Below are 12,074 nucleotides of genomic sequence, written 5' to 3' on the forward strand. Positions count from 1 at the left end.
ATCCTTTAGAGTGCAAGAAAAGTTTAAGAACATGGAAAGGATGAAAAGCATGCTATATACAGATTTAATCTTAGGGCATTTTCGGTCATTAAAAGAGTCCCTTAAAGGTTTGGTCAATAGAAATATTATCATCACGACACATTTCTCGGGAGTAACAGGACAATTGATTAAAGTAAAGGATGACTATGCCGTATTGCGGGAAACGGGCAATAGCTTAGTATACATCCCGATTAGAAGTATAGAACTGGTAACACTCGTTGAGGAGGAGGAAATTTAATGTTTAATGAAGTGCTGAACAATCTAATCACTCACAATATACAAGTGGCGACAGACACTACTTTAGTGGAAGGACTATTGGTGAAGAGCCAATCTGGTTTGATTGAAATCGTTGAATCAATAACAGGGTATGAAAATCAAACAAGGCTTGTCATTATACCGATAGTTTCCATTAATTTTGTGAGAGTTGAAGCTTAGAATAAAAGATATGCCTTCTATAAGCTTTCCTACTTTCCCACATAAACCTCAATGTGTATATAAGATAAAAACCTGGTCCTAACTTTACTAGTGGGGGGGTTCATATAAGATTCACCTTGCATTTTTCAGATGAAACCGAAGGGAAATTTGATTGTGAAAAGGAAGGTGATGAAGGACTGGGAATGTGTCACTGACATTTTCTCATTTTTTTGTATATCGCCATTGTTGATTTGGTTTGGCAATCCAGACGAGGGGGAGTGTGGACTGTTTGCAGCTGCACTCTGTTTTCCATTACTGGGGACACATTTAATACCTTGTTACTTCCTATTAAGTTATCAATTGAATGGATGGCATGAAGTAATCATCGCTTGAATCCGTAAAATAGGGGTTTGTAAGATGGAGCTTAGTGAAATGCTAACTTTCAGTTTTTGAATCAATCTTATTTCACCATAGAGGAGACCTTTCGTAAGTTCATTGAACTTATGGGAGGTCTTTTCTTCGATATTTTTTGTTCAAACGTATTACTTTATGGACCTAACTTCTAATTTACATATCTAAAACAGCTGGAAAACAGGGAAAAGGAATATGGATGGTTCCCAGGAATTAATGATTTATTGATGAATATAATCGGGTCATAACTTTGTTTTTAATAAACCGCTGGCGAAAGTCCAGGAACGTGATGGAATATCATAATAATCATTCAAGAATTTAAAGGAAAAAAATCATATAACACCATATATGTTTAGGCATTCTCAGCAAGAGCGTTTGGTACATTCACAAATCTATACAACGATTAATGTCCACCTTCCGATGTCTTCTACGCACAAATAATTATATAAGAATAATATCATCAGCTTTATCCTCTTATAAGGTTTAGAGGATTGCAATTGATGAATGTGTTATCAAAAAAAACAGGTGAATTGATGGTTATTTCCTCAACGGAATGTAATTCATTTTGGTCAGGTTCCTAACTTTTCACGAACAATACGGGTTTTAAAAGGGGGCGAACGTATAAATATTCGGAGTAGCATCATCATTCATGGCTGAAAAGGATATTGGGGGTCTACGTATCTACATATGATTTCTTATAAACATAATTATATTTTTTGAGAGTTTCGACATTATATTGACAATAATATAGTTACTCATTACAATTGAAAATAATTCTCAATATGGTACAGGGGGCACCAATGGTTATGTCAAAACGAAGAAACAGCAAAAAAGTGTTATTTATATCGGCAATCGTTTTAATTCTATCAACGCTTTTACTTGGATGTACAAATGAATCAAAAGAAAATTCAACTTCAAACAAAGACAGTAAAGACATGCTTACTTTGGCTTGGCCGAGGGATATAGGTGAAATGAATCCGCATGTCTATAATCCTTCTCAATTATTCGCTACATCAATGATATATGAACCTTTGGTCAGCTACCAAGATGGAGGTAAGCTGAAACCGCATTTAGCTGAATCTTGGGAAATTTCCAAGGATGGGAAGGAATATACGTTCAACCTCCGTCAAGATGTGAAATTTTCTGACGGTACAACCTTTAATGCTGAAATTGTGAAAAAGAACTTTGATACTATATTGAAAAATGTTGATTTACATAGTTGGTTAGGCTTTATTACGAAAGTCGATCAAACGGAAGTAATTGACCAAAACACATTTAAACTAACATTAAAGGAGCCATATTATCCTACTATTCAAGAGTTAGCCGTTGTTCGTCCAGTCCGATTCTTAGGTGATGCTGGATTCCCTAAAGATGGTGACACTTCTAAAGGTGTTACAAAACCAGTCGGTACAGGCCCATGGGTTTTGGAAGAATATAAAGCAGATGAATATGCTATTTTCAAACGCAATGAAAATTATTGGGGTGAACTCCCTAAAGTTAAGAAAATCAAAGTCAAGGTCATTCCTGATGCGGAAACCCGTGTTCTTGCTTTTGAAAAAGGTGACCTGGACCTAATTTATGGTGAAGGTGCTATCAGTCTGGATGCTTTCAAACAATTAGAAACAACAGGTAACTATGAGACTAGTATTTCTGATCCGGTTGCGACAAGACAACTAGTTATGAATACGAAGAAAGAACAACTTTCAGATTTACGTGTTCGTCAAGCGTTACAATATGGATTTAATAAAAAAGCAATGGTTGACGGAGTTACTTCAGGTTTGGAAGAGAAGGCAGATTTCATTTTACCGACAAACTTCCCGTATACTTCAGACATTGATGTAACACCAATTGATTATAATGTCGAAAAAGCAAAAGCTTTATTAGATGAAGCGGGATGGAAGCTTCCAAAAGGAAAAAACGTTCGTGAGAAAGACGGAAAGCCGCTTGAAATCGAGTTAATGTACGACTCTGCAGAATCGATTCAAAAAGCAATGGCCGAAACATTACAATCTGAGTGGGCGGCACTTGGTGTTAAATTGAATATCGTTGGAGTTGAGCTTACGGTACAAATTGAAAGATTCAAAGCTAATGATTTTGAATTGAATTTCTTTAGTAACTATGGCGCTCCATATGATCCACATACTTTCGTAAATGTCGTTGGTTCAGAAGGCTTTGGTTTTAACGAAGCCATTTCATCTTATCCGAACAGAGATGAGTTGTTAAAACAAATTGCAGATGTTCCTGGAACAACAGATGAAAAAGAACGTCAAGAACTTTACTCAACTATTTTGGAATCACTGCAAGACCAAGGAGCGATTGTGCCCATTTCTTATATTAAGAAAATAGCTGTTTACCAAAAAGATGTATCTAATTTTACATTCCCTGCTAACCGGGATGAACATCCATTCACAGGAATTAGCATCGAGAAGTAAGTTACAGGAGGGTTTTCATGGGCACTTATATCTTGAAACGAATTATGGCCATTATTCCCATCTTTCTCTTGGCCACTCTTCTTACGTTTGGAATGATTCACCTTTCACCAGTGGACCCAGCTGAGGCATATTTATCTGCAGCACATATCCAATCTACTGATGAGATATTGGCTCAGAAAAGACATGAGTTTGGCTTAGATCAACCCCTCCATGTTCAATATGTAAATTCTATTATTAAGATATGCCAATTTGATTTTGGCATATCTTATCTTTCGAATAAACCTGTTTGGGAAGAGGTAACCTATCGAATGCCAGCGACCATTCAGTTAGCTTTAGGTAGCATCATATTAGCTATCCTGGTCAGTGTCCCTCTTGGGTTTTTGGCAGGCATAAAGAAAAACAGTGGTATTGACCATTTTAGTCGCCTTCTCTCTTTTTTCGGGGCGTCCATCCCTTCTTTTTGGCTTGGTTATTTATTGATTTTTTTCTTTTCTGTTAAACTCGACCTATTTCCTGTCGAAGGAATCGGGACTTGGCAACATCTGGTTCTTCCTTCCGTTACTTTAGCTTTGCCATTAATAGCTTTGTATACTCGACTATTACGTGCTAGCGTTCTTGAAAATTTACAGGAACCTTATGTCCTTTTTGCTCGCACAAGAGGGATTCATGAAAAAGTCATTATGGGAAAACATGTATTGAGAATAGCCATATCCCCCATGATTACTGGACTGGGGATGAATTTAGGAAAGCTGCTGACGGGAACCATTATCGTCGAAGCGGTCTTTTCCTGGCCAGGATTCGGTCGTTATTTCATTGAAGCTATTTTTAATCGTGATATTCCTGTCATTCAATGCTATGTGCTTTTAGCTGCGGGACTATTCATTTTTAGCAACTTGATTGTTGACCTAATCCAAATGTGTATCGACCCACGCATCTCCAGAAAAGGAGGGCAACGTCAATGATAACAAGTCTTCGTATTATGATGAAAAGTCAGAAAGTGATTGTCCTTTGTTCAATAATATTAAGCTTCCTATTTATCATCACCATCTTGGCTCCTTGGATTGCACCTAATGATCCTATTGCTGTCAATTTAGCTAATAAACTACAGCCATCTTCCTTTGAGTATCCATTGGGAACGGATCATTTAGGAAGATGTACGTTATCACGCATCTTATATGGAGCTCGCATTTCGTTAGGATTTGCTACATTAATCTTTATTTCATCTTTAGGCATCGGTTTGATTGTCGGAACCATTGCCGGTTATAAAGGCGGATGGGTGGACCAGATGCTAATGAGACTGTGTGATGGTGTTATGGCATTTCCGAACCTCTTGCTCATTCTTGGACTTGTTGGTATATTGGGACCTGGCCTTAAACAGGTCATCATAGCATTGATGCTTGTGCAATGGGTGTATTATGCGAGAATTTTCCGAGGAATGGTACTTAGTCTAAAAGAACAAAACTATATAGCGGCAGCTAAAATAAGCGGTTCTTCTCAATGGAAGATAATAAAGAAACATATTATTCCAAATGTTCTTCCTCCGCTCGCTGTTATGGGTACATTAGAAATGGGTTGGGCCATCATGGATATATCGGCCATGTCGTTTCTAGGTTTGGGCGTGCAACCTCCTACACCTGAATGGGGAGCAATGATTCATGAAGGGAAATCCTATATTCGGACGAATCCAGAATTAATGCTATATCCAGGTTTGATGATTATGCTTGTTGTCGTCACCTTCAATTTATTAGGCGAAGCGCTATCAGAACGTTTTGGAGTCAAACGTCGTTAATAAAAAGGAATGAGAAGATTGAGAACAGAACGGTCGAATGTATTAACAGTGAGTGATCTACATGTAAAAGTACAAACAAAGGAAGGTGCTTCCACCCTCGTTCAGGACATTAATTTCGAACTGGAAAAAGGGAAGGTATTGGGCCTTGTTGGGGAAAGTGGAAGTGGCAAAACCGTTACGAGTATGTCCATTCTACAGCTTCTTGATCGGAAAACAACTACAATTGAAGGGAGCATTACCCTTCAAGGACGAGAATTAAATGGTTTGGACGATAAAGAAATACGTGGAATTCGCGGCAAGGATATTGCCTTTATTATGCAAAATCCGATGAATTCATTTACGCCTGTTTTTACAATTGGCAATCAATTTGTCGAAACGATTAGGTCTCATACCGCATTGAATAAAAAACAAGCAAAAGAGCTTGCCATCGAAGCGATGCAAAATGTAAACCTGCCAAATCCCGCGAAACTATTAAAAAGCTATCCTTTTCAACTGAGTGGAGGTATGCTTCAACGCGTGATGATTGCGATGGCTGCATGTTTACAGCCTTCCGTTATTATTGCTGATGAGCCGACGACTGCACTCGACGTACATAACCAATTACAGGTACTTCGCCACTTGGATAAAATCCGTTCTGAATATGGAACATCCATTTTACTCATTTCTCATGATCTTGGCGTCATTTCTGAAATGGCAGATGATGTAGTCGTTATGCAACATGGCAGAATTGTAGAAACAGCAAATGTGTATGAACTATTTGATAATCCGCAGCATGAATACACAAAGAAACTGCTAAATGCCCGCCTTAGCATTAAACATGAAGAGCCTATCACCCATATGTTGTGATATATGGACTGTATTTTTTTGAGGGGTGAACAAATGAGTTTATTACAAGTAAAAGCAGTAACTCATAGCTATAATGCTCATACGTTTTTAAAATGGAAAGAGCCTTCTAAAAAAGTACTCACTGACATTTCCCTCTCCATTGACGAAGGAACATGTTTAGGGCTGCTTGGCACGAGTGGAGCTGGAAAAAGTACATTAGGAAAAGTGATCCTTGGCTTAGAACGTCCACAGCAAGGACAGGTTCTGTTTCAAGGGCATGATATCTATACCGCTGATAAGCTTACACGGCAAAAGATACGAAGAGATCTACAAGTCGTCTTTCAGGATTCATATTCAGCTGTCAATCCACGAATGACCGCCGAAAGTATTATAGGCGAGCCATTGGAAAACTATGAAAAACTAACCGTAGCCGAACAAAAAAGAACGGTTATTGAGTTATTGGAAAGAGTGGGCCTAAGTGAAAAGGATTTAAAAAAATACCCACACCAATTTAGCGGTGGACAATTGCAAAGAATTAATATTGCTAGAGCAATCTCTCTTAAGCCACTGTTAATCGTCTTGGATGAATCCGTAAGCAGTCTGGATATGGTTAATCAAACACTGATTTTAGAATTATTAAGTGAGTTGAAAAAAGACTTCGGCTTATCTTATCTTTTTATTACACATGATATTAAAGCGGCTTATTCAATCTCTGATACTTTGGGTGTACTGGAAAAAGGGGAATTAATCGAGCATTACAATTCAAAAGATCAGTTTTTTTCGTCAGAACATCCTGTCGTTAAACAGATGAGATGTTCTATACTCGCTGAGCATCCGCGTTTTCGTTCTCTTCCAATGAGGATTAACAAGTCCTAGTTTAGAATATATCTTTGCCGGTTTCCGTTTGAAAATCGAGGCCCTTGTTTATCTCATATTTGAGGAGTTGCAATAGCATACTTTATACTGGTTATTCATTTTTTACGATTTAGCGATTTGGGCGTTTCGTTATTATGACTAACGTTGAATATCTTGCTGCCATTTGGCAGCTCCTTTTGTTTATGCCACTAAAGGGGAAGTTGGTTGCACAAGCTATCGAGCATTTCGCTGGAATGGGGAATGCTTTTTCTTTTGTCTGAATAAATGTATAAACAATAATAATGTAATTTAATTCAATAATATTTTATTGTAAAACAATAAAAAACGTGTTAAATTCAAATTGACAATAAATAAATGAGGTGCTTTTCATGAAACGAAGTTCAACACTCTTTTTAAAGGTAGCTGTCATTTTTATCGGCATTCCGGTTCTTGCTTTGTGTCTATTTTTGTTGCCTCAGATAGCGAATGAAGCAAATGAAGCAGCAGAAAGAGGTTCAGATTTGGCTTATATGGTATATGGCCTATTAATGGTTATGTATGTGTCGGCAATCCCCTTTTACTTCGCTTTGTATCAATCGTTTAACCTATTAAGCTATATTGACAAGAATCAAGCTTTCTCGGAATTATCCGTAAGAGCTCTAAAGAAAATCAAAAAATGTGCCATCATAATCAGTGGCTTGTATATGGTGGCCCTGCCATTCGTCTATATCATGGCGGAGGTAGATGACGCACCGGGTCTCGTACTAATCGGAATGGTCATGATTTTTGCCCCCATGGTGATTGCTGTCTTTGCGGCTGTCCTTCAAAGACTTTTACAAGAAGCTATCGATATAAAATCAGAGAATGACTTAATAGTCTGAGGTGAATAACATGGCAATAATAATCAATATTGATGTGATGATGGCTAAAAGGAAAATGAGCGTAACGGAACTTTCGGAAAGGGTTGGAATAACGATGGCTAACCTTTCTATATTGAAAAATGGAAAGGCAAAAGCGATTCGACTATCCACGTTAGAAGCGATTTGTAAGGCTTTGGACTGTCAGCCGGGAGATCTTTTGGAATACAAAAGTGAAGAGGGAACTCAAGGAGAATAAATCATTTAGGTAGGCTGCTGCGGCAGCCTTTTTCTTATGGAACTAACGGGGTGGGATAGTTGAATAGTGCTCTTTGACCTTTCTTCAACTATTGGGCCAGATTGTTTTTCTGTTTTTAGAGAAATAGAATTTAAAAAAGCCATCCAAAATAGGTGGCTTGTGATATTTGTCATTCTTGTTTTATAAATAATGAATCTGCTGTAAACCCTCTGTTAGTTTTCATGAACAGCAATTCTCCAATTACTTAGGAAACTTTATAAATAATAACGCCACTAATTCTGAGATATATTAATAACAGCAATAATGCAACAATGCAAATCGTTCCGATTGAAGCTAAAACATTAAGGATTTTAGTAGCTTTAGTACTGAACAGCTTATAAAATACAATATAAACTCCAACTCCAATAATTCCACCTAATGTATTTCCCATAAAGTCAGTTATATCGCTAGCTCCTATAGCAAAGATGAATTGTAATCCTTCAAATAACAAACTAACTCCTGCTATTACTGTAATCCTTTTCAAGAAAGACCAATTTGGTTTTAGCATATTGATATAAATTCCAAATGGGATAAATGCAAGTACATTATAGATTATTTCATTAAAATCTATTTGGTTATTAACATTAGCTGAACCAGCAAAAGGGATTAAGTTGATTTCCCTAAAATCCGGCAAGCCTTGGAATGAAAATTGCATTTTAAAGACTATAATCCATGTTAATGCAAATAAATATACGGCCAACAAGCCAGCAGTTATTTTTTTTGATTGTTTTTTTGATTTTTCCATATAAATCCTCAATTCCGGAATTTATTTTCAAATTAATAACCTATGCTTTAACCTACTTTACACTATGCTATCATCTCCGAAAATTTTTCAGATTTGATCCTCTACTTTATCTTGGGATACCGGTAATATCTTAAGAATAAAAGCTAATGCAAAAACCAATAAAATCCCCACTTTTTCATTTTTATTCTCCTCCATAAAGTAACTTGTATATAGGATAGGAAAAACTTTTAAAATAAAAAGTGGGGTAAATATTAAATTTTTCTTAAATTTTTACTTGGATTTTATTATTACTCTTGTTAGAAATCCGCCATTGGTAATTGTGTCTATGAAATAAAATTGCGATGTTTGAAGATAGATGCGAGGTCTTGTATAAAGTTGTGATACTTTATCTTTTCAATCAAAGATTTCTAAGTGAGTTTTGATTAAACTTTTTTATAAAATGGAGAGACCATTTAAAAGGAAAGGAAACCATTTTGGAGTAGCCCTTATCCTTATTGAAGTAGCTATGACTGGAGGCTTATGGGCTTATTTACAGAAAAAGGCGTATAAAGAAGCAGCCAAGCTATTAATTAAAATTGGTATAGGTGGAAATGCAATTGGTTTAGCTGCTAATCTTACTTGGTATGGAACTAGATGTCTAGAGGGTGTAGGCCCTTGGGCTATTAATACGGTTGAAATGAATGATTCAATTTTAAATAAAGAACTTTATAGTATAGTTTGACCATAAGATATTATATGTCTGAAAAGGGTGATTACAATGGCAAAGGAAATCTTATACTTTTTGGGGTATTATCTATTAATCCCAATAATTTTTATGATTAGCATTTTTTTATGGAGATTTGTTATTCAAGGTAATGATCTATGGTTGGTTTTAACTGATTCTTTATCAATTTTAGGGTTATATTATTTATTTACGAGCATTTTATTTAGCTTTTTTGTTAAACGATTTAAAGAAAAGAATGAAGCCACTTACAAATGATCGAATTTCAAGCTTCTACTAGACTCCCATTTTAAGGGGTTTAGCACGGTTTCGGTACAGTCTAAAACGCCTCGAATAGATCAGTGGGTTGTTGCTACTTATCAAAAACGTTCGTTTATAGTACTGATGCATTTAAACTCAATCCAGGCTAATATCAGTACTGATAGGTTTTCCAAAATCAAAGTATCAATTAGACCCTATATGAAACGATCTTAACGTATGCAAATCAACTATTATCCACTTTGAAATTAATAAAGTTACTTAAAAAAATTAGGCAGCTTTTTTCTAATGGAACTATCGGGGCAGGTTAGTTGAATAACGAAAAAAGCCCAATTTCTCAATTTTAATGCTGAGAAATTGGGCTTTTTAATATCGAAATTTCCTTAACGTTGTAAATCTGCATTTTCCTGACGCTACCCCTTATAGAACGAACAGGTGCTGTTCGATTAAAATGTCAACAAATAGAAAAAAGGGTTGACATTTTTTAAGAAATTTTTTTTCTTTTAACTATTCTAGTTGGATGATTAAGACCGAATTTCACTCGTATTATGCTACTGCTAAACCCTATAAATCCTCCAACAATTGCTGGGGTAATCCACCCTAGTCCTACATCATACAGAGGAAGAATTTCATGAAAGAAATTATTAATGGATGAAAAGCGTATACCAGCTCGGTTTAATCCATCAAATAAACTAATGATAAATGTTAAAAGTAAGCTTCCTTGATACACTTCAGCTTTCCCTTTAAATAAAGAATGAAAAAATGTTAAGAAAATTAATACAATAGCTAATGGATAAATAGCTGTTAGGAGAGGAATTGAAACTGCAATTAACTGTGTTAGCCCAATATTGGCAACTATTGCACTAAAAATAGATAAACTAATAGCAATTGTTTTGTAAGATACCTTTGGAAATAGTTTATGGAAGAATGAAGAACAAGATGTAACAAGTCCTACGCTTGTTGTTAAACAAGCAACTGTAATCATTAACCCTAATAATATCCCGCCATAAGCTCCAAAATAATAATCCGAGACTTTTGCTAAGATGGTACCTCCATTTTCCAGGTGTCCAAGTTTTTCTACACTTGAAGCACCCATATAAGAAAGAGCTGAATACATGGTTGCTAGGAAAAAAGCAGCAATTCCAGTTGCTTTTGTACAAACAACCATAATTTGTTTTTTTGTTTTTGCACCTTTTTCTTTAATGGCATTAATGATGATGATGCCAAAAACAAAAGATGCAAGCGTATCCATTGTTAAATAACCTTCTCTAAATCCATTAAAAAATGGTTGAACTGAATAATTCTTAATAGGTGCTTGAAAATCTCCGATTGGATGTTTAAAAGCAACTACTACTAGGATTCCAATGAACGTTATCTTGATTGGTGTTAGTATTTTCCCGACAATTCCGACAACTCTCGCGGGATTGATCGAAAAAAGGCACGTAATGCTAAAAAAGATGAGTGTAAAAATAAGTAAAGGTGTAGAGCCTGAATTTTCGGACAAAAAAGGTTTTACACCGATTTCAAAAGAAACGTTCCCTGATCTAGGCAAAGCAAATAAAGGACCAATGGCTAAATAAAGAACGGTTGTGAATACAATACCAAATACAGGATGCACCCGACTTGCTAACGACTGTAAATCATCTTTCCCCGAAAAACCAAGTGCTAACACACCAAGTAACGGTAGGCCGACTCCTGTTATTAAAAACCCTGCATTTGCTGACCAGATATTCATTCCTGCTGATTGACCAAGCATTGGTGGAAAAATTAAATTTCCTGCCCCAAAAAATAGAGCAAATAACATTAAACCAATAACTACTATAAATGAAAATGGTACTTTAGTAGGCAAATTAAACCCTCCATGAAATAACTAAATTTCACTTTTTGAAAAAAAGTAATTTTCAAAAAATTATTCATAAACTAAATACATAAGATTTTATCGTATTATGACTAGATAAAAATTAATTTCAAAATAAATTTTAAGTTTCTCCTTTTGGGTGGCCTTATTTAATATGCAATAGGTTCTTTAAAATTTTAACGACAAGAAGAATTATTACTACCATGATAACGATTAAATGATAATCGGTGTGAATTACAGGGAATTCCCCTTAGCTCCCTAGTGGTGTGTAATTATTAACTGAAATACCATTTTATTGATATTAATATATTGTAATATATACTGCTTACTCTTTAAAGGATAAAAAGGAGGAAAAAACAAGAAATAAAGTTGTCATTAGGAGGTATAAAGTGGATTACGGACTATGGCAGGTTAGTTGCAGAAGGCTATTCAATTCAAATAAGGGACATAAAATAAATAGAACCCGACACAATAAATAATGAACTATATAAGGGAAGGTTTTATATCGGTGTTAAAGGTAACCTTGAAAAGTGTACTTTTTTTATTTTCAATGTATCTAACTTTATCACAAA

General features: G+C 35.6%; 14 protein-coding genes and 1 pseudogene. 12 read left to right on the forward strand and 3 right to left on the reverse strand.

Features of this window, described 5'->3' with window-relative positions:
• The first annotated feature begins 49 nt into the window (after positions 1-49).
• From NYE65_RS14405 to NYE65_RS14455, 11 genes are all read left to right on the forward strand, one after another.
• On the forward strand, positions 50-277 hold the full coding sequence (locus tag NYE65_RS14405; RefSeq protein ID WP_098865398.1) for a DUF2642 domain-containing protein: 228 nt from the start codon (positions 50-52) through the stop codon (positions 275-277).
• Positions 277-474, forward strand: coding sequence for a hypothetical protein (locus tag NYE65_RS14410; protein ID WP_268563552.1), 198 nt, complete (start codon positions 277-279; stop codon positions 472-474). The genes NYE65_RS14405 and NYE65_RS14410 overlap by 1 nt, the downstream gene beginning before the upstream one ends.
• A gap of 153 nt (positions 475-627) precedes the next feature.
• On the forward strand, positions 628-846 hold the full coding sequence (locus tag NYE65_RS14415; protein WP_340861119.1) for a hypothetical protein: 219 nt from the start codon (positions 628-630) through the stop codon (positions 844-846).
• 824 nt (positions 847-1,670) lie between these two features.
• Positions 1,671-3,296: a nickel ABC transporter substrate-binding protein gene (gene nikA, locus NYE65_RS14420; protein ID WP_328177443.1), complete on the forward strand. Its 1,626-nt coding sequence runs from the start codon at positions 1,671-1,673 to the stop codon at positions 3,294-3,296.
• Positions 3,297-3,313: 17 nt separating this feature from the next.
• The gene (gene nikB, locus NYE65_RS14425; protein ID WP_328177444.1) at positions 3,314-4,258 is read left to right on the forward strand and encodes a nickel ABC transporter permease subunit NikB; all 945 of its coding nucleotides are present in this window, start codon (positions 3,314-3,316) and stop codon (positions 4,256-4,258) included.
• Positions 4,255-5,085 (forward strand): nickel ABC transporter permease subunit NikC, encoded by an 831-nt coding sequence (nikC, locus tag NYE65_RS14430; RefSeq protein ID WP_106028493.1) that lies wholly within the window; start codon positions 4,255-4,257, stop codon positions 5,083-5,085. Before nikB ends, nikC begins: the two co-directional genes overlap by 4 nt.
• 18 nt (positions 5,086-5,103) lie before the next feature.
• Positions 5,104-5,931, forward strand: coding sequence for a nickel import ATP-binding protein NikD (nikD, locus tag NYE65_RS14435; protein WP_098186328.1), 828 nt, complete (start codon positions 5,104-5,106; stop codon positions 5,929-5,931).
• A 33-nt stretch (positions 5,932-5,964) separates the two neighbouring features.
• Positions 5,965-6,786: a nickel import ATP-binding protein NikE gene (nikE, locus tag NYE65_RS14440; RefSeq protein ID WP_328177445.1), complete on the forward strand. Its 822-nt coding sequence runs from the start codon at positions 5,965-5,967 to the stop codon at positions 6,784-6,786.
• Positions 6,787-6,920: 134 nt separating this feature from the next.
• A complete protein-coding gene (locus tag NYE65_RS14445; protein WP_328177446.1) occupies positions 6,921-7,046 on the forward strand; it encodes a hypothetical protein in 126 nt (41 codons plus the stop codon).
• Between the two features lie 108 nt (positions 7,047-7,154).
• Positions 7,155-7,646: a DUF2975 domain-containing protein gene (locus NYE65_RS14450; RefSeq protein ID WP_063595403.1), complete on the forward strand. Its 492-nt coding sequence runs from the start codon at positions 7,155-7,157 to the stop codon at positions 7,644-7,646.
• Positions 7,647-7,656: 10 nt separating this feature from the next.
• Positions 7,657-7,881 (forward strand): helix-turn-helix domain-containing protein, encoded by a 225-nt coding sequence (locus NYE65_RS14455; protein WP_328177447.1) that lies wholly within the window; start codon positions 7,657-7,659, stop codon positions 7,879-7,881.
• Positions 7,882-8,125: 244 nt separating this feature from the next.
• Here the strand turns inward: NYE65_RS14455 and NYE65_RS14460 are convergent, their stop codons facing one another.
• Positions 8,126-8,665: a VanZ family protein gene (locus NYE65_RS14460; RefSeq protein ID WP_340861120.1), complete on the reverse strand. Its 540-nt coding sequence runs from the start codon at positions 8,663-8,665 to the stop codon at positions 8,126-8,128.
• 90 nt (positions 8,666-8,755) lie between these two features.
• Positions 8,756-8,844 (reverse strand): annotated as a pseudogene (locus NYE65_RS27255) (carboxypeptidase); the annotation flags it as partial.
• A gap of 239 nt (positions 8,845-9,083) precedes the next feature.
• Between NYE65_RS27255 and NYE65_RS14465 the strand changes: the two are divergent.
• Positions 9,084-9,386, forward strand: coding sequence for a hypothetical protein (locus NYE65_RS14465; protein ID WP_340861121.1), 303 nt, complete (start codon positions 9,084-9,086; stop codon positions 9,384-9,386).
• 742 nt (positions 9,387-10,128) lie between these two features.
• Here the strand turns inward: NYE65_RS14465 and brnQ are convergent.
• Positions 10,129-11,493: a branched-chain amino acid transport system II carrier protein gene (gene brnQ / locus NYE65_RS14470; RefSeq protein ID WP_328177449.1), complete on the reverse strand. Its 1,365-nt coding sequence runs from the start codon at positions 11,491-11,493 to the stop codon at positions 10,129-10,131.
• Positions 11,494-12,074 lie beyond the last annotated feature (581 nt).

Source organism: Peribacillus sp. FSL R5-0717, assembly GCF_038002945.1.
GTDB lineage: Bacteria > Bacillota > Bacilli > Bacillales > DSM-1321 > Peribacillus > Peribacillus frigoritolerans.